The 21,501-nt window shown below is 42.2% G+C and carries 24 protein-coding genes and 2 tRNA genes; 21 read left to right on the top strand and 5 right to left on the bottom strand.

The genetic code is table 11. The features are described from left to right. Positions 1–44 precede the first annotated feature (44 nt). A complete protein-coding gene (locus HPK16_RS11875) occupies positions 45–500 on the bottom strand; it encodes a hypothetical protein (protein ID WP_181677165.1) in 456 nt (151 codons plus the stop codon). 219 nt (positions 501–719) lie between these two features. Between HPK16_RS11875 and HPK16_RS11880 the strand changes: the two genes are divergently transcribed. The 21 genes from HPK16_RS11880 (at position 720) to HPK16_RS11980 (ending at position 17,215) form a co-directional block, all read left to right on the top strand. Continuing rightward, on the top strand, positions 720–1,202 hold the full coding sequence (locus HPK16_RS11880) for a PH domain-containing protein (protein ID WP_181677166.1): 483 nt from the start codon (positions 720–722) through the stop codon (positions 1,200–1,202). Continuing rightward, positions 1,195–2,667, top strand: a complete 1,473-nt coding sequence (locus HPK16_RS11885; protein WP_181677167.1) for a PH domain-containing protein — start codon at positions 1,195–1,197, stop codon at positions 2,665–2,667. The genes HPK16_RS11880 and HPK16_RS11885 overlap by 8 nt, the downstream gene beginning before the upstream one ends. A gap of 31 nt (positions 2,668–2,698) precedes the next feature. Beyond that, on the top strand, positions 2,699–4,087 hold the full coding sequence (hemG, locus tag HPK16_RS11890; RefSeq protein ID WP_181677168.1) for a protoporphyrinogen oxidase: 1,389 nt from the start codon (positions 2,699–2,701) through the stop codon (positions 4,085–4,087). Beyond that, positions 4,084–4,467: a holo-ACP synthase gene (gene acpS / locus HPK16_RS11895; protein ID WP_181677169.1), complete on the top strand. Its 384-nt coding sequence runs from the start codon at positions 4,084–4,086 to the stop codon at positions 4,465–4,467. Before hemG ends, acpS begins: the two co-directional genes overlap by 4 nt. Beyond that, entirely contained in the window at positions 4,458–5,552 is a 1,095-nt protein-coding gene (alr, locus tag HPK16_RS11900; protein WP_181677170.1) for an alanine racemase, read from the top strand. The genes acpS and alr overlap by 10 nt, the downstream gene beginning before the upstream one ends. A 218-nt stretch (positions 5,553–5,770) precedes the next feature. Then, entirely contained in the window at positions 5,771–6,049 is a 279-nt protein-coding gene (locus HPK16_RS11905; protein WP_036079655.1) for a hypothetical protein, read from the top strand. A gap of 8 nt (positions 6,050–6,057) precedes the next feature. After that, a complete protein-coding gene (locus HPK16_RS11910) occupies positions 6,058–6,402 on the top strand; it encodes a type II toxin-antitoxin system PemK/MazF family toxin (protein WP_181677223.1) in 345 nt (114 codons plus the stop codon). A gap of 310 nt (positions 6,403–6,712) precedes the next feature. Next, on the top strand, positions 6,713–7,549 hold the full coding sequence (locus HPK16_RS11915; RefSeq protein ID WP_181677171.1) for an RsbT co-antagonist protein RsbRA: 837 nt from the start codon (positions 6,713–6,715) through the stop codon (positions 7,547–7,549). A 4-nt stretch (positions 7,550–7,553) separates the two neighbouring features. Further along, positions 7,554–7,910, top strand: coding sequence for an STAS domain-containing protein (locus tag HPK16_RS11920; RefSeq protein ID WP_181677172.1), 357 nt, complete (start codon positions 7,554–7,556; stop codon positions 7,908–7,910). Positions 7,911–7,912: 2 nt separating this feature from the next. Continuing rightward, positions 7,913–8,323 (top strand): anti-sigma regulatory factor, encoded by a 411-nt coding sequence (locus HPK16_RS11925; RefSeq protein ID WP_181677173.1) that lies wholly within the window; start codon positions 7,913–7,915, stop codon positions 8,321–8,323. A 15-nt stretch (positions 8,324–8,338) separates the two neighbouring features. Next, positions 8,339–9,352, top strand: a complete 1,014-nt coding sequence (locus HPK16_RS11930; protein WP_181677174.1) for a PP2C family protein-serine/threonine phosphatase — start codon at positions 8,339–8,341, stop codon at positions 9,350–9,352. 55 nt (positions 9,353–9,407) lie between these two features. After that, the gene (locus HPK16_RS11935; RefSeq protein WP_181677175.1) at positions 9,408–9,752 is read left to right on the top strand and encodes an STAS domain-containing protein; all 345 of its coding nucleotides are present in this window, start codon (positions 9,408–9,410) and stop codon (positions 9,750–9,752) included. Next, positions 9,736–10,209: an anti-sigma B factor RsbW gene (gene rsbW / locus HPK16_RS11940; protein ID WP_181677176.1), complete on the top strand. Its 474-nt coding sequence runs from the start codon at positions 9,736–9,738 to the stop codon at positions 10,207–10,209. Before HPK16_RS11935 ends, rsbW begins: the two co-directional genes overlap by 17 nt. Further along, on the top strand, positions 10,187–10,993 hold the full coding sequence (gene sigB, locus HPK16_RS11945) for an RNA polymerase sigma factor SigB (protein ID WP_181677177.1): 807 nt from the start codon (positions 10,187–10,189) through the stop codon (positions 10,991–10,993). Before rsbW ends, sigB begins: the two co-directional genes overlap by 23 nt. 9 nt (positions 10,994–11,002) lie before the next feature. Further along, complete coding sequence (locus HPK16_RS11950) at positions 11,003–11,605, top strand: PP2C family serine/threonine-protein phosphatase (RefSeq protein WP_425487933.1); 603 nt, start codon at positions 11,003–11,005, stop codon at positions 11,603–11,605. A gap of 298 nt (positions 11,606–11,903) precedes the next feature. Next, positions 11,904–14,066: a Tex family protein gene (locus tag HPK16_RS11955; RefSeq protein ID WP_181677179.1), complete on the top strand. Its 2,163-nt coding sequence runs from the start codon at positions 11,904–11,906 to the stop codon at positions 14,064–14,066. 7 nt (positions 14,067–14,073) lie between these two features. After that, positions 14,074–14,523, top strand: a complete 450-nt coding sequence (locus HPK16_RS11960) for a SprT family protein (protein WP_181677224.1) — start codon at positions 14,074–14,076, stop codon at positions 14,521–14,523. 109 nt (positions 14,524–14,632) lie between these two features. Further along, on the top strand, positions 14,633–15,976 hold the full coding sequence (locus tag HPK16_RS11965; RefSeq protein WP_181677180.1) for an AAA family ATPase: 1,344 nt from the start codon (positions 14,633–14,635) through the stop codon (positions 15,974–15,976). A 12-nt stretch (positions 15,977–15,988) separates the two neighbouring features. After that, positions 15,989–16,891, top strand: coding sequence for an RloB domain-containing protein (locus HPK16_RS11970; RefSeq protein WP_181677181.1), 903 nt, complete (start codon positions 15,989–15,991; stop codon positions 16,889–16,891). Between the two features lie 119 nt (positions 16,892–17,010). Beyond that, positions 17,011–17,083, top strand: a tRNA-Asn gene (locus tag HPK16_RS11975). Positions 17,084–17,124: 41 nt separating this feature from the next. After that, a tRNA-Ser gene (locus tag HPK16_RS11980) sits at positions 17,125–17,215 on the top strand. 84 nt (positions 17,216–17,299) lie between these two features. On the opposite strand, the gene HPK16_RS11985 is transcribed toward HPK16_RS11980, so the two are convergent. The 4 genes from HPK16_RS11985 to HPK16_RS12000 all read right to left on the bottom strand — a co-directional run bounded on the left by HPK16_RS11985 (position 17,300) and on the right by HPK16_RS12000 (position 21,229). Further along, positions 17,300–18,388, bottom strand: a complete 1,089-nt coding sequence (locus tag HPK16_RS11985; protein WP_181677182.1) for a DUF871 domain-containing protein — start codon at positions 18,386–18,388, stop codon at positions 17,300–17,302. Continuing rightward, complete coding sequence (anmK, locus tag HPK16_RS11990; protein WP_181677183.1) at positions 18,381–19,556, bottom strand: anhydro-N-acetylmuramic acid kinase AnmK; 1,176 nt, start codon at positions 19,554–19,556, stop codon at positions 18,381–18,383. The genes HPK16_RS11985 and anmK overlap by 8 nt, the downstream gene beginning before the upstream one ends. Positions 19,557–19,574: 18 nt before the next feature. After that, positions 19,575–19,862, bottom strand: a complete 288-nt coding sequence (locus HPK16_RS11995; RefSeq protein WP_181677184.1) for a hypothetical protein — start codon at positions 19,860–19,862, stop codon at positions 19,575–19,577. A gap of 62 nt (positions 19,863–19,924) precedes the next feature. Beyond that, positions 19,925–21,229, bottom strand: a complete 1,305-nt coding sequence (locus HPK16_RS12000; protein WP_181677185.1) for a PTS sugar transporter subunit IIC — start codon at positions 21,227–21,229, stop codon at positions 19,925–19,927. Positions 21,230–21,501: the final 272 nt, after the last annotated feature.

Genomic DNA, 21,501 nt, shown 5'->3' on the forward strand with positions numbered 1-21,501 from the left:
ACTAGATAAAGGTGAAATGAAAATGAAAATCAGAGGAGAGTTTTCTAAGAATCTGTTCTTCTTGAGGATGAAAGCGATGTTTCGGTGATTCTTGGCACGACTTTATGCTTAGATTTAGGTGCTGTTTTGATGGTAATTGGATAAGAAGTGCTAACACCGGCTTTTGTTGTAACGGTTAAAATGAGGTGATTGGTTGTTTCTAATTGATTAATAGCTAGTTCTTGGTCACGTGTATAGTCTGTTGTTTTTACATAAATAGAACCGCTACGAATGCTCACTTTGGCCTTATCGTCTGTGGTAAACATGATAGTAGCCGTATTTCCAGTTACTAAAATATATGGGTTTGCTGCTGTATAGTTGTCTATTTCGAACATTTCTATAAAGTCATTGGCGCTTTCGTCGGAAGTAGTAGGGCTCGTTGTGGCCGCGCTCACTGGAATATGTATACTCGTTGAAAAGAATAAAATAAATAATAGGAATCCATAAAATCGTTTTTTCATGCTTACTACCACCTTTCTATCTTTCATTATAAAGCCAAGAAATGAACAAACTATGAACGAAAAACGAATAGATTAAGAACTTTATATTAGAAACTAAGTATACACAAAATTGAGCAATAAGGGGATAAATATGCTTGGTGGGGACGCAAAATAGCAGGGGATAAAGCTTTATTTTTCAAGGGGTTTCAGGTATTATTAAAAGAAAAGGGAGGGCGTTTTATGGAGCTTGAGAATTTAGCACAAAAATTACCTGAGAAGATTAAAACAGTATGGCGCCAAGGGTATGCGATTGCGATTTTGGTATTTTTAGCTGCATCGATTGGGGCGGCGATTCTGTTTTATGCGATTGATGTATCACTTTGGTGGAGCGCGATTGGCTTTGCGTTCACGATTCTATATTTTATTTTGACGTTTTTCTTGATTGTACCTTTTCGTTGGGCAAGATGGAGTTATCAAATTAGACATGACGAAATTGAGATTCAGCATGGGATTATTTTTAGAAGTCGTGTGTTGATTCCGATGATTCGAGTGCAGCACGTGGAAACCGATCAGGGACCGCTCTTAAGAAAACAGAAATTGGTGAGTGTATCGATTTCAACGGCGGCAACAGTGCACACCATCGAGGCTGTTCGAGCGGAAGAATCGGATGCGCTGAGACACCATATTTTAGAGCTTGTAAAGGTGGCGAAGGAAGATGTATGAAGATAGACGTCTGCATCCGATTGCGCTTGTTAAGGAGTTAATTGTCAGTGTAAGGCAGAGTATTATTCCAATTGCGGTTGTTATATTTGCGGTGTTTCGGAATTTGAATGACAATGGGATACTATCTTGGTGGATGTATCCGCTGCTCGTTATTGCTTTGATTATTTTGTTATTAGCGCCAGCCTTGATCAAGTATTTTACATACCGGTATCGGATGGATGATAAGGGAATTCGCGTGAAGTACGGCCTGTTTTTCAAAAAAAATATTTTTATTCCATATGAGCGAATTCAGACGGTTCAGCAGAAACAATGGTTTTTCTATATGCCGTTTCATGTCGTTCAAATTTTGATTGAAACAGCTGGTGGCGGGAAAGCCGAAGCGGATTTGAGCGCGGTTCCTGCAAGCGTGGCGCAGGAATTGAAAGATTTACGTGCCGGAAAAGTGGCTGAATTGGTGGAAGAGGAGAACGCAGAAGTAGTGGATATTCCAGTTGCCAAGGAGCAAAATGAAAAACCGCTCCTTACATTTCAACTAGAAGTCAAAGAATTGTTGCTCATGGCGGTGACGTCTGGTGGTGTTTTCGGGGTATTCTTGATTATTCTTGCCTTTGGACAGCAGTTCCGCGATGTGATTCCAGCAGATTTTGTGGAAGAACAGTTTAATACAATCGTTCGCTACGGTGCAATTATCCTCGTTATCATTGGACTTATCGTGTTACTTATTCTTTGGGGAATCGCAATTGTCACCACGTTATTTAAGTATTTCCAATTCAAGTTGATGAAGTTTGAGGACCATATTGTTATTGAAAAAGGACTGCTACAGCGTGAACATACTTCTATTGCTTTTGAACGGATTCAATCGATTAAATTAATTGAGTCCCCACTACGGCAAATGCTGAAATTAGCGTCGGTGCGTGTTGTAACAGCCGGGAGTTCAGGTGATGATGAGCATTCGGGAGATATTCTTATTTTACCAATTGTGAAGAAAAAGAAAGCGTTAGAGATTTTACCTCAGTTTCTAGAAGATTACCAATTTCCGATAGATAGGTTAGAACGAGTGCCCAAAACGAGTTTGAGAAGGTTCTTTTTTATCAATCTGATTTGGACGGTACCTGTTATTTTACTTGTCAGTATTCTATTATTCCCGTGGGGGTTATTCAGTCTAATCTTGTTACCACTTTTCGCTTGGAAAGCCTATGCTTCCTATCGTGCTACAGGTTTTTATACAACGGAGACTGAAATCGTGATGCAAGGTCGTGCTTTTATTTCTAAACAAACGAATTTTATGCTGAAGCGTCGTGTTCAATCGGTGGACTATGCGCAAAGTATCTGGATGAAAAAAGGGAAAGTCGTTCATTTTACGGTACATTTGAAGTCGGGGCAGACACACTTAGATGCAGGTGTTCATTATATTGCGCAGCAGGATGCCAATCGTCTATATCACTGGTATCAACCATCGAAATAAGTAAGTTTTATTCAGAAAGAAGGAACCTATTATGAAAAAAGTCATCATTATTGGCGGTGGGCTGACAGGCTTATCCGCAGCACATTATCTTAATAAGCAGACCAGTCAAGAAGCCGTGGATTGGCAATTGTATGAGGCGGACAATCATTTCGGTGGGAAATTCAATACAGTTCATCGCGATGGTTTTATCATTGAGAAGGGACCAGATTCTTTCTTAGCACGAAAACCGGCGGGACTGGCACTTGTGGATGAATTAGGATTAACGGATCAACTCATTACAAACGCGACTGGTAAATCGTATATTTATCATGACTCGGCGCTGCATCCGATTCCTGAGGGCTCTGTGATGGGAATCCCGACGGATATTCGTTCGCTCCTAGAAAGCGATTTATTAACGCAAGACGGTAAAATCAGGGCGCTAGAGGAACTGATGTTAGATGCGAACGTGACGGAGGCGGACCAGTCGATAGGTGCCTTCTTTGAACACCGTTTTGGAAAAGAGATGGTTGTGCGCTTAATCGAGCCGTTACTGGCGGGTATTTATGCGGGAAATATATATGAGATGAGTCTGCGAGCTACTTTTCCGCAATTTGAGCAAGTGGCGAAGGAACACCGGAGTTTGATGTATGGGTTGAAGAGCCATCGCCCAGAGACGGTTAATACGACTGGAACTGCCAAAACGATAGGTGCTTTTCGGACGCTTGCTGGAGGTTTATCAACGTTAACAGATGCTTTGGTAGATTCCTTGCCGGTGGAGCGACTGCACACACGTACAAAGGTGAAGGCGATTGAGAATACAACGGTCGTTTTGGAGAATGGCGAACGCATTGTTGCAGATGCGATTATTATTGCTGCAACGCATGATGTGGTGCTTTCGCTACTCGACGTGCCAGCGGTTAAACCATTGGCAGAACAACCGATGACCAGTTTGGCGACGATTTCACTGGCTTTTGATTCAGAAGCGGTTCCGACGATTCCAGAAGGCACGGGCTTTTTGGTGGCAAGAACGGGTGATTATAATATTACGGCTTGCACGTGGGTACATGAAAAATGGCCGCATATGGTACCAGAAGGGAAAATCTTACTTCGTGGTTTTCTCGGAAAGGCTGGGCAAGTGGGCTTGTTAGATCAGACAGATGAGGAAATGGCGAATAAAGTGCAAGCGGACTTGAAAGAAATGATTGGGCTTGAAGGAGAACCGTTATTTTATGAAGTAAGTCGAATGAAGGAAGCCATGCCGCAATATACCGTGGGACATCAAGAACGTCTTGCGATTGTGGAAAAAGAGCTGAAACATACCCATCCAACTATATTTTTAGCAGGGATGTCGTATCGTGGTGTTGGGATTCCAGATTGTATTCAGGCTGGGAAAACAGCGGCAAATGAGGCTTGTCAACTAATGGAACAGGTGATGCCATGATAAAAGGTGTCGGTTTAGATATGATTGATTTAGAGCGTGTAGAGAAAGTCTTAGACCACAATCCGCGGTTTGTGGAACGAATTTTGACGGATGAGGAGCAGAAATTGCTTGCTAAGTATAGTGGTTCTCGCAAGGTGGAGTTTTTAGCGGGGCGTTTTTCTGCGAAGGAAGCTTATGCTAAGGCGAATGGGACGGGATTTGGCAAAGAACTGAGCTTTACAGATGTGGAAATTTTGACATTGCCGAATGGACGACCGATTTTGACAAAGCCGAAGCGTTTGGATGAGCAAGTTTTTGTCAGTATTACACATACGGGAAGAAGTGCTGCGGCGCAAGTCATCATTGAAGAGGTTGATCGGGGGCGGAAAGAATGGCAGTAACAGGTTGGCATCGACCGACGTGGGCGGAAGTGGATTGTGCGGCGATTAGGGATAATATTCAGAATGAGCGGGCGCTTTTGCCTGCCGATGTTGCTCTATTTGCTGTTGTCAAAGCAGATGCGTATGGCCACGGCATGCTGGAAGTCGCAAAAACAGCAAAGGAAGCTGGTGCTAAAGGATTTTGTGTTGCGATTCTTGACGAGGCTTTAGCGCTGCGTGAAGCTGGGTTTGATGATTTTATTTTGGTGATGGGGGCGGTTCCTCAAAGCTTTGCAGGACTCGCTGCGCAAAAACGGATTACTTTGTCGGTATTTGATATCGAATGGTTAACGGAGTTAGAGCAGTTACCAGCGAATCTTGATGTTCATTTGAAAGTGGATACTGGGATGGGGCGTTTAGGTCTGCGTTCCATGGAAGCGGTGCGTGCGATAGAGAGCGAAATCGCAAAACGAGAGGATATCACGCTGGCAGGGATTTTTACGCATTTTGCTACGGCAGATCAACTGGAAACGTCGTATTTCGAGAAGCAATTGGCCTGTTTTCGTGAGGTGCTAGCGTCGCTGGAGGTACGCCCGGCTGTTGTGCATTGTGCGAATAGTGCCACGGCGTTATTGCATGAGCAGGCGGATTTCGATGCGGTGCGCTTCGGTATTTCGATGTATGGTTTAACGCCATCGCCAGAAATTCGGTCAGCTTTGCCGTTTGAGCTACGTCCAGCTTTATCACTATACACGGAAATGGTGCAAGTGAAAGAATTAATGCCAGGAGATCATGTAAGTTATGGCGCTACGTATGAAGCAGAGGCGCGAGAATGGGTTGCGACATTACCAGTTGGTTACGCGGATGGGTTTATTCGAGCGTATACAGGGTTTCACGTATCAGTAGATGGTGTTTTGATGCCGGTTGTTGGTCGGGTTTGTATGGATCAGTGCATTATTAAATTGCCAGGCAAATACCCTGTTGGCACAAAAGTGACGCTAATTGGTGGGCCGAACTCAGCAGATGTTGCTGCAAGCCATTTGAAGACGATTAATTATGAAATTACGTGTCTTATTTCGGAAAGGGTTCCAAAAAAATACATCTAGTAAGGTTTTTTACGTGCATAGTTTTTGATTAGGAATTATAATGAGAAAGTACACAACATATTTCCTAACTCTTAGGTATTCAGTCTAGCCTAAAGAATAGGGAATCAGGTCTAAAAGCGTATTTTTAGTGAAAAACACTCCGAAAAGCCTTTCAATCACGCGCCTATAGTGTTACGATATACATGTTATGGAGTAATACACAGCTGGGGGTGTGACGCGTGTTAGAAAAGACAGACACGACAGAAATCTGGGTAGAAATGACGCAGCAGGTATTGGACGACTTAGATGAGGCTCGGGCAAAAGAAAAAATGGGGCGGAGTGAAATGATTATGGAAGCAACACAACAGTTTTTACGTCAAAGAAAAGCGCGCGATTTGCGTGACGAAATGGAACGTGGGTATACTGAAATGGCTTCTATTAACTTTTCGATTGCGTGTGAATGTACACATGTAGAATCGGAAGCCGAGGATAAAAATTTACAAGTTTTAGGAGGATGAATGAGCCGATGGTGAAGCGTGGGGATGTTTACTACGCGGACTTATCTCCTGTTGTTGGAAGTGAACAAGGGGGAATACGGCCTGTTCTCGTTATTCAAAACGATATTGGCAATCGATTTAGTCCTACTGTCATCGTGGCGGCAATTACGGCGAAGATTTCTAAAGCCAAATTGCCGACTCACGTTGAGGCAGCCCGGAAACATGGTTTTGATCGTGATTCTGTTATTTTACTTGAACAGGTGAGAACGATTGATAAACAACGCTTGACGGACAAGATTACGCATTTGGACGACAGCTTGATGAATCAAGTAAATAAAGCGTTAGAAATTAGCATGGGCTTGGTAGATTTTTAAAATTGCGAATATTTATGAGTAGTAGAGCGGATGTGTCTTTTACATAATTGATGATTAAGCACGGCTTTACTAGTCGAATGACGAGGCAGTACGTGAAGGTTTCGCGAAGATTCAATGGAACACAAAGAATTACATATTAGATGATACTTGAGTTTAGAATATAATGTCTGGCTTGTAGTACCCGACATGAGAAAAGCTTCTTAGGCTGTGGCAAACCCCATTTTGCTCCCCCCCTTGCTTTTCTTGTGTCTCTTTTTTTTAGGAAGATTAGACTGGGCTTCAATCAAGGAGAAAGGTTGGAAATAGAGATATGTATAGAGATTTTGCGAATTTTATCCATACAAACAAAGATGTGTTGCTAAGTAAGTGGATGGAACAGATGAAAGAGCAGGCAGACCCGGCAATTCTTCTAGTGACGAGCGATATTCTATATGAGGATACAAGTCGTGAATTTTTGGATTTGATTGTTGCGAATGTACTAGGGACGAAAGATGGTTCTTTTAGCGAAAAACTAGATGATTTTGCGGAAAAAGTAGTGCATCTTGGTTGGTCGGTGCATTTTGTGACAAGTGGTTTGCGAACGTTTGGGCTTCTAGTGTATAGCGAGATGAAGCGGCAAGGGCTGTTCAGTAAAGTTAAGGAGCGAGATGAGGATATCTACTATGATTTTGAAAACTGGTTGTCCTCGATGTATAATGTTGTTGTGAATGCGTATGCTGATTCTTGGGAGAAGACGGTATCGATTCAAAAAACGGCATTACAGGAGCTTTCGGCGCCGCTGTTACCGATTTTCGATGGGATTTCGGTGATGCCACTTATTGGTACGATTGATACAGAGCGGGCAAAGCTGATTATGGAGAATTTGCTGATTGGCGTTGTGAAGAATCGTTCGGATGTTGTGCTGATTGATATTACGGGTGTTCCGATTGTCGATACGATGGTGGCGCATCATATTATTCAAGCCAGTGATGCGGTCAGGTTGGTGGGATGCCAAGCGATGCTCGTTGGAATAAGGCCAGAGATTGCGCAGACGATTGTGAATTTAGGGATAGAATTAGATCAAGTTATCACGACGAGCACGATGAAAAAAGGCATGGAGAAGGCACTCGCGATGACGAATAGAGAGATTGTAGAAAAAGAGGAGTGAGAGAATGGGAATTCCGATTTTGAAATTGGGAGAATGTCTATTAATTTCCATCCAGAGTGAACTCGATGATCAAACGGCTGTAGAATTCCAGGAGGACCTACTTGCCAAAATTCATGAAACATCTGCACGTGGAGTCGTGATTGATATTACATCGATTGATTTTATCGATTCCTTCATTGCCAAAATTTTAGGTGATGTTGTCAGTATGTCTCGATTGATGGGGGCGACAGTGGTTGTGACGGGAATCCAGCCGGCAGTTGCGATTACATTGATTGAGCTAGGTATTACATTTGAGGGTGTCCTTTCCGCGATGGATCTAGAAAGCGGTTTGGAAAAATTAAAACAGGAATTGGGGGAATAGAGATGGAATTCCAATCCTGTGTCAAGATTATCAATGAGTGGGACATTGTCGCCGCTCGCCAGTTAGGACGAAAGATATCGAAGGAAATCGGTTTTGGTACGGTGGACCAGGCGAGAATCACAACAGCAATTAGTGAGCTTGCAAGAAATATTTTTCTCTATGCGGGAACTGGAGAGATATGTATTGAAAAGATGGCAGAAGCAGGAAAAGACGGACTGAAAATAGTTGCAAAAGACAAAGGTCCGGGAATCAAAGATGTAAGGCAAGTTATGCAAGATGGCTACACGACATCGGGCGGTCTGGGTGCAGGTTTACCAGGCGTGAAACGATTGATGGATACTTTTGATTTAGTATCTAGCGTGGAAGAAGGAGCACAGGGAACCATTATTACAACACATAAGTGGGTCCGCTAGGGGGGACGACGCTACATGGAAGATAGGGAGATTAAGGAATTTAAAGAGAAATATCGTGAAATTATGCTGAAATACTTAGAACATCAAGATGAGGAAATATTGTATTCATGCGAAAGGTTGACGCGTGAGGCGATGGAAAATCGTGTGTCGCCAGAGGAAGTGGTGAATCTGCATCGTTCGATTTTAGAGGAATATGATGCGGATTTGCCGGAATATGTTTCTTCTTCGTTTGATGTGTTGCTCGAAATGATGGTCGGCTATGGGTTGGCGCACATGGAGCACCTCAGTTTGCGGACAGAGCAGATAGCGCTCCGGCGTGAAATTGCTCAAGCCGAGGACATGCAAAAAACGATGATGAAATCGGATATCCCGATGGTCAAAGGGCTTGAGGTTGGCGCGGTGAGCGTGCCGATGCGTCAGATGAGTGGCGATTTTTATAGTTTTACGAATGAGGGCGAAAATAAGATCAGTGTTACGCTTGCGGATGTGATTGGAAAAGGGATTCCGGCAGCATTTAGTATGTCGATGCTGAAATATGCGGCGGATAACTATGGCGGTGATGCGAAGACGCCGAGTGAGATGTTGCAGAATCTGAATGCGGTTGCGGAAACGAACATTGCGGATAATATGTTTATCACGATGTTTTATGGTTTGTATGATACGGCGCACCATTTGTTTGAATTTGCGTCGGCGGGCCATGAAGTAGGGCTGTATTTTAGTGCAAAAACGCGACAGTTTACCGATTTGTATGCACGTGGGTTACCGCTTGGTATTGATCGTAGCGCTACGTATCGTGCTTTTGAAAAGGAAGTGGAGCCGGATGATATGATTTTTATTATGTCTGATGGTGTGACGGAAACGCGGACGGCCGAGGGATTCATTGAACGTGAGGATTTGATTGCTGTTTTTAAGGAGCGCATTGATTTGCCGCCTCAGAGGTTGGTTAAGGAGGTGTATGATCATTTGTGTAAAGTGCAGGACTATGAATTGCGCGACGATTTTACACTAATTTGTTTAAAACGTGTTTAAGGTGATGGTATTCAGGGTAATTACTCTGGATATACAAAATGGGCGAGGTGAAGTGATGAATATCAAAGTAGAGATCAGAGAAACTGATAGTAATCATGCGAAAGTAGTTGTGGGTGGCGAGATTGACGCGTACACGGCACCAAAATTAAAAGAGGCCTTGAGCGAGTTTTTGGATCAGGAGAGTTTTCATTTACAGATTGATTTAGCAGGCGTGAGTTACATGGATAGCACTGGGTTAGGCATTTTTGTCGGCCTGTTTAAAAACCTACGTGCGAAGAAGAGTGAATTAGAATTAGTTGGCTTGTCAGATCGTATTTATCGTTTATTTGAGATTACTGGTTTGACTGATATTATTGAAATCAAAAATGTAGAGGGTGAAATGAATGGCAACAATGTATGACACGATTGAGCTAAAAATTCCGGCAAAACCTGAGTTTGTAAGCTTAGGACGATTAGCAGTATCGGGTGTCGCAAGCCGAATCGGTTTTTCTTTTGAAGCGATTGAAGATTTAAAAATTGCGATTAGTGAAGCGATTACGAATGCTGTAAAACATGCTTTTAGTGAAGAGGATAGTGGTGAAATTCAGATTACTTTCTCCGTTTATGAAGATAAATTAGAGGTGCGTGTCACGGATGAGGGCAAGAGCTTTGATCTGGAGAAACGCAAGGCTGAAATTGGCCCGTATGAAGAAGAAAGCGATGCGGATATGTTGCGCGTTGGAGGGTTAGGTTTATTTTTAATTGAGGCATTGATGGATGATGTCGAATTGCATTATGATAACGGAGTTTCGGTTGTGATGACTAAATATATAGAGGAAAAGCAGGTGGAGGGGAATGCCAAAATTATCTCGACCTGAGGAACTAGCGGCAAGAGAGGAAGCCCGTGAGAAGGCCAAAGAGAAGGTCTACAAATGGATTAGTGATTACCAAGAAACCGGCGATGAGGAAGCGCAATATGAGCTTGTTGTTCACTATAAGAATTTGGTGGAATCCATTGCCCGCAAGTATTCTCAAGGTAAATCATTTCATGAAGATTTAGTGCAAGTTGGAAATATTGGATTGCTAGGTGCGATTCGCAGATATGATGCAACGTTCGGTAAGAGTTTCGAAGCGTTTGCGGTACCAACGATTGTCGGGGAAATCAAGCGCTTTTTACGAGATAAAACTTGGAGTGTTCACGTACCACGTCGGATTAAAGAACTCGGTCCGAAGATAAAAAATGCGGTGGAAGAGTTGACGCGAGAATTGCAACGCTCACCACAAATTAGCGATATTGCGGAATTTATCGGTGCGACGGAAGAGGAAATTTTAGAAGCGATGGAAATGGGCAAAAGCTATCAAGCGTTGTCTGTGGATCATTCGATTGAGGCGGATTCGGACGGAAGCACAATTACGTTGCTGGATGTTGTTGGCGGCGAGGACGATGGCTTTGAACGGGTGAATCAGCGGATGTTGCTTGAGAAGGTATTGCCAGCGCTAGATGAGCGGGAGCAGAAAATTTTGCAGTATACGTTCATTGAGAATCGCAGTCAAAAAGAAACTGGCGACTTGCTGGATATTTCGCAGATGCACGTGTCGCGGATTCAGCGCCAAGCGATTAAGAAGTTGCGCGCGGCATTGCAAGATGAGGATTTAGAATAAATGAATGCAATGTGGCAGTCGGATTTTGATACGGAAGTCTATGTTTTTCAACGGGCGAAACATTTACAGCGACATTGTGGGGATCAAATCTTTTTGAAAGAAGACGCGACGGGGGTTTTATGCGCACTAGTGGACGGCCTTGGAAGCGGTAAGGAAGCCGAGAAGGCCGCAAAAGCGGTTGTGGAAGCTATTGATGCGAATAGCTCATTAAAGTCGCTAGCGGACATCGTGGCGCGCTCTAACGAAGCAGTAGCTGGACTACGAGGCGCCGCGATTGCGATTTGGCGAACAGATTGGGCTAAGCAAAAACTGATTTATTGCGGAATTGGGAATATCCGATTTTTTATGGTAGGAGAAGATGACGAGTTGGTCTATCCGATATCATCGACAGGATTTCTATCTGGAAGAAGGCAAAAAATTCGGACACAAGAATTCAGCTACCGCCCAGGCTCCAGATTCTTGATGCACTCCGACGGCTTGACGCTAGCAGGGATAAAGAAATACCTCTACGCGAGCGCCAACATAGAAAACACAGGCCATTGCATTGAGAGTAATGTTGCTGAAGTGCCAGAAGACGATGTGACTTTTTTGATGGGGAAGATGAAGTGCTGAAACGGCCAGTTCAGCTCCGAAAAAAACTGGAGCGGCCGCAAGAAAAAGCCGCTCTTGCTTTTTGTGGAGGGCGTGAAGTTTTCGAGGAGTTGGTCGTTGAAGCTAGATCGGAGGCGCAGGTCATGACGCAGAACAAGGATTACATGTTCCCTACGTCCTCACTCATACTGATACTCCAAGGATTTATCCACTCAACCCAGTCGATAAATCCTTATTTCCTTATGCCCACGATTCCCCCTCAACCCCAATTTCTATGGTACAATACAAACAGATGAATTTTATGGAGGCAAAGATAAAAATGGAAGAAATTTTAAAACTAGTACATAAATCACTACCATATCGCCCGAACCAGATTAACGCGGTTATTGGCCTACTAAACGAGGGAAATACCGTGCCGTTTATCGCGCGTTACCGGAAGGAAATGACTGGTAGCTTGGATGAGGTCGAGATTCGAAATATTGAAGAGCGTTACGCGTATGTGGAAAAATTGGAGCAGCGCAAGGAAGAAATTTTACGATTGATTGAGGAGCAGGGCAAGCTTACGGAGGATTTGGCGGCGGCAATTACGAAGGCCGAGAAACACCAAGCGTTGGAGGATTTATATCGCCCGTACAAACAGAAGAAGCGTACGAAAGCAACGATTGCCAAAGAAAAAGGCTTGGAACCATTCGCGACTTGGCTGATGACATTCCCGCAGTCAGAGGACGTGATGGCGGAAGCGGCAAAATATATCTCCGCGGAACACGAAGTAGCGACGACCGAGGATGTCCTTTTAGGGGCGCACGAAATCATCGCGGAAGTCATTTCAGACGAGCCTACATACCGAAAATGGATTCGCGAATTTACTCGGAAATTTGGCATGATGCAATCGGTCGGTAAAAAGATCGAACTGGATGAGAAATCGGTGTACGAGATGTATTACGACTACCAAGAAATCATCGGCAAAGTGGCGAGTCACCGCGTGTTGGCTTTCAATCGTGGCGAAAAAGAGGACATCTTACGCGTTTCTGTCGTGGTAGATCCGCTTAAAATCATCGAATATCTACGCAAACAGGTGATTAAGAAACCTGGATCAATCACGGAAAGCTATGTGGTGACGGCGTTAGAGGATGCATACAAGCGTTTTATCGGCCCAGCTATTGAGCGTGAAATTCGTGCGGAATTGACGGAAGCGGCGGAGGAGCAGGCGATTCATATTTTTGCGGAGAACTTGCGTAAATTACTTTTGCAACCGCCGTTGAAAGGAAAAATTATATTAGGGCTTGATCCGGCGTATCGGACGGGTTGTAAGCTCGCATTGCTTGATAAAACGGGGAAGGTGCTCACAATTGACGTGATCTATCCTCATCCACCGCAAAATAAAAAAGCGGACGCGAAACAAAAAGTATTGCAACTGATGAAGGCGTATGATGTCGAAGTTGTTGCGATTGGGAACGGCACGGCGTCACGTGAGTCGGAGCAATTTATCGCAGAATTGATTAAAGAAGAGAAACTAAACGCGTATTATTGTATCGTTAATGAGGCAGGAGCTAGTGTTTATTCCGCTAGTGACATCGCGCGTGAAGAGTTTCCAGATTTCCAAGTCGAGCAACGAAGCGCCGTATCGATCGGTCGCCGCTTACAAGACCCGCTTGCCGAACTCGTAAAAATTGATCCAAAATCCGTCGGCGTTGGGCAATACCAACATGACGTCGCGCAAAAACAACTCAACGATACGCTAACATTTGTTGTGGAAACCGCAGTAAACCAAGTCGGCGTAAACGTGAACACAGCCTCGGCATCCCTTTTGCAATATGTCGCTGGGCTCAACAAAACGGTCGCTGGCAACATTCGCAAATACCGCGAAGAAAACGGGCCATTCGCATCGCGCAAAGAACTCAAAAAAGTACCGCGTCTAGGTGCTAAATCGTATGAACAAAGCATCGGATTCTTGCGTATTTTAGACGGAAAGCACCCGCTCGACGCAACGGCGATTCACCCGGAAAGCTATGCAACAGCGGAAAAAATCGTGGTTTCAGCAGGATTCAAACTGGCTGACCTCGGCTCACAGGAACTTAAAACTGCATTGGCACAGTTCAGTTTGACGGAAATGGCCGCAGAGCTTGAAGTTGGCAAAGAAACGCTTCAGGATATTGTGGATTCGCTCGTGGCACCTGGACGCGATTTACGGGACGAACTCGACGCGCCACTTTTGAAGCAAGATGTTATGTCGATGGAAGATTTGAAAAGCGGGATGGAGCTCCAAGGAACCGTGCGCAATGTCGTTGATTTCGGCGCTTTTGTCGATATTGGCGTCAAACAAGACGGTCTCGTGCATATTTCAAAGCTAAGTAAATCCTTTGTCAGCAAGCCGATGGACATTGTTTCGGTGGGCGACATTGTGACGGTTTGGGTAGATGATATCGATCAGAAAAAAGGTCGGATTTCACTGACGATGCTGAGTCCGGATCAAGGAAAGTAAACAGATGATGACAGAACAAGAGTTGCAGCGGCACATGGAGCGCGTGTCGTTGCAATTTTTCCAAAAAAGGTTCCAGCATCAAGCTCGCTTTAATTCGCGGCTACGAACGACTGGTGGGCGTTATTTGCTGCAGAGCCACGATATTGAGATGAATCCGCGTTATTTGGAGAATTTCGGCTTGGATTATTTTATCGGGATTATGAAGCATGAATTGTGCCATTATCACCTGCACCTCGAGGGGAAAGGTTATCAGCACCGTGACGCCGATTTTCGATCCCTCCTCGCAAAAGTGGATGCCCCGCGATTTTGCCAAGCGATTCCGACCGCACAAAAAATGCATCGCTACACCTGTTTATCATGCCAAACCGAGTTCCTACGCAAGCGCCGTTTTGATGTGAAAAAATATCGTTGCGGTCGCTGTAATGGTCGTATAAAATACATGCAAGAAATTCTGTAGGAAACACTATAAAAAAGTTACTAAAAGTGAAGAAATCACTTTTAGTAACTTTTTTTCTCATGAATATGATATAATGAGTTGATAACTTGTGAGAAAGGAGATGATTATTATGCTTATTAATTTTAGAGTAAGGAACTTTTTGTCGTTCGAGGATTTATCAGAAATATCAATGGTAAAAGGAACTGCTAGGAAGCATGAAAATCATGTTTATGCATCAAAAAAAATATCTTTATTAAGGTTGGCCACAATATATGGAGCAAATGCTTCAGGGAAATCGAACTTAGTAGAGGCAATTAGAGCATCCTCATCAATGATTTTAAATTGTGATAGTATCAGCCAGTATAGGGAGAAGTATTGTAAAATCAACTTGGAAAACCTTGATAGAGAAACTGCATTCGAATATGAATTATTGATAAATGATAAGACCTATAGTTATGGTTTTTCTGTTCTTCTACAAGAAGAGAGGATACTAAAGGAATGGTTGTATGAAATTAAGGGAAAGAACGATGAAATTATTTTCACAAGACAATTAGAAGATGAGATTTATATAAATGAAGTAAATGAGGCTTTTTTTCAGATGGATGAAGCTGATAAATTAAGGTTAGATGTTTACATGGAAGATTTGAATAGTGCAAAACATCATCTTTTTATTAATGAAGTTAATAATAATAAAAAGAAATTTGAATCTGGCGAAAGTGAGATATTTGAAGATATTTATAATTGGTTCTCAGAGAAATTAGAGGTTATTTCACCTACAGAAAGTTTGAGGAAATCTGGATTATTTCTTTTTAAGAAAAAAGAGAGTGCAGAATTAGTGAAATTTTTAAGGAATTTTGGGACAGGAATTACCGATATTAAATTTGTTGAAATAGGTAAAAAAGATATGCAAGAAGAGATCCCGTTAAAACTCTTAGATAAAATATTAGCCGATTATAAAAAATCAGGAAAAAATGGAATGGCACATCTTAAAACAGGAGAGAATATATATAAACTAAGTAAGAATCAATCAAATAATATTTGTATTAGTAAAATATATTTTATACACAATGATGAGAATTCAACTATATATAGTCTTGGGGAAGAATCCGATGGAACTAAGCGAATTATAGACATATACAATATTCTTTCTAGTGAAAACGATGGTGTATATATAGTAGATGAAATAGACCGAAGTCTCCATCCAAACTTATCTTTTAAGTTTATTGAAGATTATTTGCAAAAAGGAAAAGTTAATGAAAAACTAAGGAATCAATTGATAGTAACGACTCACGAAGATAGGCTACTGGATTTGACTTTATTAAGGAGAGATGAAATCTGGTTTGTGGAAAAAAACAATCGGGGTGCCTCTAAAATATATTCATTAGAAGTGTATAAAGAGAGATTTGATAAAGATATCCAGTCAGCTTATTTGGATGGAAGGTATGGAAGTATACCTAAAATACTTACAACATAAAGAGAGGATGTTATGTTATTGAGGCTATCAAATATTAATCCTGCAGAAGTAAGACATGTAGATAGTAAGAAAGACGAACAACATAAATTTTTCTTTGTTTTTGAAGGTGAGAAAACAGAGAAAATTTATTTTGAAGAAGTATACAAAAAAATTCAGATGTCAGATATTGGAGTTATTCCAGAGATTATCTTTTTTGATAGAATATTGAAAAATAGATCTAATCAATTGTATGTAGTAGAGAATATGAGCTTGTATTTCAATGAAAGACAAATCGTAAAAGATGAAAAAAAGATATTAGAAAAAATAGTCAATGACTATACCGAAGATGATAAAAAAACATATGAAGATTTAATTGTTGATTTGAAGAAGTGTGCAGAAAAATGGGATAGTAGAAGTAAAATTTCTGATATCCTTCAAAATAGTAGTAAAGTTGAAGAAGTTTTGCTACAGCTAAAGGCATTAAAGAAGTTGGGTGAATATAATGAGGAGATTGATGAGATTTGGGTTATCATTGACAGAGATAAAGAAAGTTTCACAATCAATCAATTTGATAAAGCGGTTACAATTTGTTGCGAGAATGGATTTGAATTAGGCGTAACTAATCCCAATTTTGAGTTTTATCTTTTGCTACACTTAGATAGCTGCCAACTGTTTACCAAAACTGAAATTAGCGAGAATAGAAGGGTTTCCAGTAAAAGAAGGTATTTAGAGGATTTACTCAATAGCAAGTTACACGAAATAGATGGGAGTACTTACAAAAAAAATAGATATAAGGCAGCCATTTTTGTAGATAAAATACCATGCATGTTAGCAAATGCTGAACTATACAATTCAGAGGTTAATGCTATAAAAAATGGTATTGGATCAACTATTCCCAAGGTTATAAAAAAACTGAAGTTAGATGAAATTTGGTGATTTTTATTTTTATGTATTAATTTTGAAAAATTTATTATTAGATATGTCAAATAAAGCTTGATTTTTTCAGTATTCCTGCTTATAATGTAAAGAGTCAGCAAAAACAAACATGACGCTATTCCACAGTAGCTCAGTTGGTAGAGCAATCGGCTGTTAACCGATCGGTCGCAAGTTCGAGTCTTGCCTGTGGAGTTCTTTCGACGAGCATATTATAAGCCTGACGATTCAAATATGGGGAAGTACTCAAGTGGCTGAAGAGGTGCCCCTGCTAAGGGTATAGGTCGTTAACGCGGCGCGAGGGTTCAAATCCCTCCTTCTCCGCCATATTATAAATCCAAATCGATGAAGATTCATCGGTTTTTTTCATGCGCAAAAACAGGCTAGCCAAAGACTAACCTGCCTGCCAAACTATTCTACAAAAAATTCAAACTTTGTCCACGGTTCCATATAGTCCAGCAAGAAAATCTCCTCGTCTAGAATCCGTCCAACGACATTCGTTTTGCCGCGGTTTTCCATGTCTTTCAGAGCGATTTGCAATTCGCCTTTATATTGACCATACAGCTCATTTTCAATCAGGATATCGCCTCGTTTGATGTTTGGTGTGAACGTTGGTTTGAAATCATCTGCGCGATATTTTACGCGTGATTGTGTCGAGCGAATGAAATAATCGGATACGTCGCCGCGATAGAAGTGAGGTTCTTCCGTGACGATTTTGCGTTCCAGCGGAGTTATCGTATCGTGAAGCTGTATTTTTAATCCAAATTTCTCTGCTTGTATCACAGCGCTTAGTTGTGCGAGTTCATTCTCAGAAGCGTAGGCGTTCGCCACAATAATGTCATCAATTAGCTTGGTTGCCAGCAGATGTTTCGCCTGTGTGTCAATTGGCAAACCGCGGTGCATCTCAAGTGTGCACAAGCCTTCTGTCACTGGCCAAGGACCGTACGTTGCGTCATTCGAGTGGACAAAAGCAGCGGTGCGAATCTGAAAACTACGGAAACGTTCGCTACATTTCACGAAATAATCATAGGAAAGACCCGCATACCGATGCGGATAAAAATTGTGAGAACCAATCAAATTATCCCGATTCGGCTGGAAATCGATAATATTATTCAAATAATTCGTGTCGTTACTCATATTAATCTCAATTTTGAGACCGTATGGATTGAATGTCATCGCGGCTTCTTCGCTACCAGTAAAGCCCATATCCAGGCGAATCCCGTAAGCGCCGAGCTCGTGGAAAAAGGATAGATCATCATAAGAAATACCAAGAGCTTCGAAAATGCGTGGCGAAATATCAACCAAGACTTCCATACCAAGTGCATTCGCATGACTAATCGTCTCTTTAAATTCGCGTAAAATCAGTTCTTTATCGCCGCTCACCGACAATAAACACGTAAATACGCGCGTAAAACCATATTTGTGTGCCAAACTGATGTAAGCCTTATCTTTTTCAGGTGTTGCGTGTTCCGGATAAATCGAAATACCAAGTTTATGCATGAGTCGTACCTTCTTCCTTATATTTTAGCGGTGGATAGGTGACATTGCCGAGGATAACGTGTTCACGCGCGCCAGTTGCCATCGGAACGTTGGACGGCCGACCATGCAGTGTTTCATACGCCAACAGGCCAAACGCGACAGCCTCTTTTGCATCGGAAGAGTAACCAATGTCTTCTTGTGTCAATACCTCGCAGCGCCCCTCCAAAAGTTCTGCCAAATAGCGCAATAACGTCTGGTTATAACTTCCACCACCGCTAACAATTACTTCGTCAATCGCCATTTTTGAAAAGACGAATTGTTCATAGTTCGAAACGATGGTTTTGGCGGTGAACATGGTTATGGTAGCAATCAAATCTTCCGGCGCCAGATGTCCGTATGTAGTCAGCAACTCATCAGTATATTCCTTCCCAAAAAGTTCGCGCCCAGTTGACTTTGGAATGGCAGCGGTTATAAAAGGGTCATCCATACAATAAGCAAGAAGCTCCGCGTTTACAGTACCGTGCGCCGCCATTTCCCCGCCGTCATCATAGCCGCGTCCAAAGAGGCGTTGCATCAACTCATCGATAATCATATTTCCAGGACCAGTATCAAACGCAAAAACGTGATCCAATGTCGCGTTTTTAGGTAAAACCGTCACATTTCCAATCCCGCCGATATTTTGCAATAAGCGATTTTTGTGCGCGTCTCGGTAGAGCAGTAACTCCGTGAACGGCACGAGCGGTGCGCCTTGACCGCCAGCAGCCATATCCATCGTGCGAAAATTCGAGACAACCGTCGCGCCAGTTTCATACGAAATCACCGCAGGCTCACCAATTTGCAACGTCGAAGCAACGAAATCCCCAACTTGTTCCGGCTGATGAAAAATCGTCTGGCCATGCGAGCCAATCACGCCAAGTTCTGACGCCGCAATCCCATTTTTACTACAAATCATTTTCACACTTTCGGCAAAAAGCACACCCAATTTGAAATTTAAACTACAAATCAGCTGTGAGTCAGATTCTTCTATACTCAAACTTTTACGAATTTCCGCCACGATTCTAGGTTGAAAGGGCACCGTTTTGAAATCAATCAATTTTGTCGATAAGTTCCCATCCATCTCCTTGACATCAAGCAGAGCCACGTCCACGCCATCAAGCGACGTACCGGACATTAGTCCAACAACGTACATAATATAAACCTCCTCATTTTAGCTCAGATACATTAAAAAGTAACAACTCGCCGTGCAAACTAGTGTAACAACTGTTGTAAAAATTGCCGCCTGTTTCTTCGACTTATAAAAACCATGTTTCGCGAGTAAAATATAAGATAGCCCAATGCTACTGCCAAGACTCGTAAGTAGAAATAAAGCAAAAGCCTTAGGAACACCAAGACCGGTAAGTACAGGAAGGAAAATAAGATTGGCTAGAATCGTCATGGTGAAAAAGATAATCGCGCTTTTATAGTTAAACTTAATCCATTTACTATTCGTTTCCATATGGGTAAAACCTCCTTTTTAAATGAAGAGGGACAACGATGCGCCCCTCCTTGTGTTCTAAGTTAAGCCAAATTCGGCTCGCTGCTGTGCGTTTCTTTGTTTTCCTCTGATTGTGCTTTTTCTTCATCCAGTAACTTCTGATCGTACATTTTGAAGAACGGGATGTAGATGACGAACGATATCGCAATGTTGACCAGAACGAGTACGATGGCTCGCCAATCACCGCCTGTTGACAGATAGGCTCCAATCGGGGCGGGTAAAGTCCACGGCGCCATGACATACGTTGGTGAGATGAATCCCAAAACGGTCGCAAAATACGAGATTGTTGTTGTAATCATTGGAATAAAGATGAACGGAATAATCAACATCGGGTTCAACACAATCGGCGTTCCGAAAATAACAGGCTCATTAATGTTGAAAAGACTTGGAACCAGTGTCGTTTTGCCGAGCGCTTTCAAATAACTTGATTTAGCAAAGAATAGCATGGCAAAAACTAAGCCAAGTGTTGCACCAGACCCACCAATCCACACGAACCATTGGAAAAATGTCTCAGGAGCAACGTGAGGAATTGGAGTACCAGCCGCCACAGCTTCTGCATTGGCACCTAAATATTTTTCCCAAAGAGGTCTTGCAACGGCTCCAATAACGGAAATCCCGTGAATACCAAAGGACCAGAAGAAACCAATTAAGAATACGGGTAGTAGGACACCAAATAAGCTATCGCCAGCCTTTACAACCGGTGCCACTGCTTGGTCGACAAGCGAATGGAGATCAATGCCGAGTACAACCGTGATTAGTGTCATAAATAAAACAACAAAAGCAACAGGAATAAGTGCTTCAAACGACCTTGCTACACTAGGGGGAACTTGTTCTGGCATCTTGATTGTAATGTTGCGCGTTTTACAGAAGCGCATCACTTCAACAGAAAAAATCGAAACAATCATTGCCATAAATAATCCGTGCCCGCCGAGATTGGCCATTGGCAAAACAAAACCGACTTTATCAAGTGCGATTGGTGTCAGGGTTAATAGAAACGAAGCAACAGCAATCTGCCCACCGGATAACGGATCAAGCTTGTAACTTTTCGCTAAATTGTAACCGATTCCAAAAGTGATATATAAGGACATAATAAACATAGTCATACGATAAGGAATCAAAATTTCAAATAAATGCTCTTGGGACCATTGATAAAGCGCGGTACTCTCAGGAACCGGGGGAAAAGCGACGATCAAAAACATACTACCAACAATGATAAACGGTAGCGACGAAACAACCCCATCACGAATCGCGCGCAGATGCCGTTGTTCGGACAATTTTGCCATTGGAATCGACAAATACTTCTCTAAAAAATCCATAAATCTCTGCATAATGACTCTCCCTTTTTAGTTAGATAGGTATGTATTATCTCTGTGGTGAGAATAATGGTGACAAACCTCCTTTATATTAAAAATAGTTCACATGGTGTATTCTAGTTCATTTGAAATAAAATGTCAACGCTTGCAAAAAGTATTTAAAAATTTATTTCAGTTAGTTTGAAACATGAAATAGGTTGCTATAAAAGGGATAGAGGCATATTCTAACACTGTATAAAAGGTAAATATAATTAATTTTTCTAAAAAATAAGTTGAAATCAATGTTT

It is taken from the genome of Paenilisteria rustica (assembly GCF_013820765.1).
GTDB lineage: Bacteria > Bacillota > Bacilli > Lactobacillales > Listeriaceae > Listeria_A > Listeria_A rustica.

Excerpts from the sequence above, each read along its gene's own strand:
- HPK16_RS11875 (WP_181677165.1), bottom strand. The coding sequence starts at position 500 with ATGAAAAAACGATTTTATGGATTCCTATTATTTATTTTATTCTTTTCA.
- HPK16_RS11880 (WP_181677166.1), top strand. The coding sequence starts at position 720 with ATGGAGCTTGAGAATTTAGCACAAAAATTACCTGAGAAGATTAAAACA.
- HPK16_RS11885 (WP_181677167.1), top strand. The coding sequence starts at position 1,195 with ATGTATGAAGATAGACGTCTGCATCCGATTGCGCTTGTTAAGGAGTTA.
- hemG (WP_181677168.1), top strand. The coding sequence starts at position 2,699 with ATGAAAAAAGTCATCATTATTGGCGGTGGGCTGACAGGCTTATCCGCA.
- acpS (WP_181677169.1), top strand. The coding sequence starts at position 4,084 with ATGATAAAAGGTGTCGGTTTAGATATGATTGATTTAGAGCGTGTAGAG.
- alr (WP_181677170.1), top strand. The coding sequence starts at position 4,458 with ATGGCAGTAACAGGTTGGCATCGACCGACGTGGGCGGAAGTGGATTGT.
- HPK16_RS11910 (WP_181677223.1), top strand. The coding sequence starts at position 6,058 with ATGGTGAAGCGTGGGGATGTTTACTACGCGGACTTATCTCCTGTTGTT.
- HPK16_RS11915 (WP_181677171.1), top strand. The coding sequence starts at position 6,713 with ATGTATAGAGATTTTGCGAATTTTATCCATACAAACAAAGATGTGTTG.
- HPK16_RS11920 (WP_181677172.1), top strand. The coding sequence starts at position 7,554 with ATGGGAATTCCGATTTTGAAATTGGGAGAATGTCTATTAATTTCCATC.
- HPK16_RS11925 (WP_181677173.1), top strand. The coding sequence starts at position 7,913 with ATGGAATTCCAATCCTGTGTCAAGATTATCAATGAGTGGGACATTGTC.
- HPK16_RS11930 (WP_181677174.1), top strand. The coding sequence starts at position 8,339 with ATGGAAGATAGGGAGATTAAGGAATTTAAAGAGAAATATCGTGAAATT.
- HPK16_RS11935 (WP_181677175.1), top strand. The coding sequence starts at position 9,408 with ATGAATATCAAAGTAGAGATCAGAGAAACTGATAGTAATCATGCGAAA.
- rsbW (WP_181677176.1), top strand. The coding sequence starts at position 9,736 with ATGGCAACAATGTATGACACGATTGAGCTAAAAATTCCGGCAAAACCT.
- sigB (WP_181677177.1), top strand. The coding sequence starts at position 10,187 with ATGCCAAAATTATCTCGACCTGAGGAACTAGCGGCAAGAGAGGAAGCC.
- HPK16_RS11950 (WP_425487933.1), top strand. The coding sequence starts at position 11,003 with ATGTGGCAGTCGGATTTTGATACGGAAGTCTATGTTTTTCAACGGGCG.
- HPK16_RS11955 (WP_181677179.1), top strand. The coding sequence starts at position 11,904 with ATGGAAGAAATTTTAAAACTAGTACATAAATCACTACCATATCGCCCG.
- HPK16_RS11960 (WP_181677224.1), top strand. The coding sequence starts at position 14,074 with ATGACAGAACAAGAGTTGCAGCGGCACATGGAGCGCGTGTCGTTGCAA.
- HPK16_RS11965 (WP_181677180.1), top strand. The coding sequence starts at position 14,633 with ATGCTTATTAATTTTAGAGTAAGGAACTTTTTGTCGTTCGAGGATTTA.
- HPK16_RS11970 (WP_181677181.1), top strand. The coding sequence starts at position 15,989 with ATGTTATTGAGGCTATCAAATATTAATCCTGCAGAAGTAAGACATGTA.
- HPK16_RS11985 (WP_181677182.1), bottom strand. The coding sequence starts at position 18,388 with ATGCATAAACTTGGTATTTCGATTTATCCGGAACACGCAACACCTGAA.
- anmK (WP_181677183.1), bottom strand. The coding sequence starts at position 19,556 with ATGTACGTTGTTGGACTAATGTCCGGTACGTCGCTTGATGGCGTGGAC.
- HPK16_RS11995 (WP_181677184.1), bottom strand. The coding sequence starts at position 19,862 with ATGGAAACGAATAGTAAATGGATTAAGTTTAACTATAAAAGCGCGATT.
- HPK16_RS12000 (WP_181677185.1), bottom strand. The coding sequence starts at position 21,229 with ATGCAGAGATTTATGGATTTTTTAGAGAAGTATTTGTCGATTCCAATG.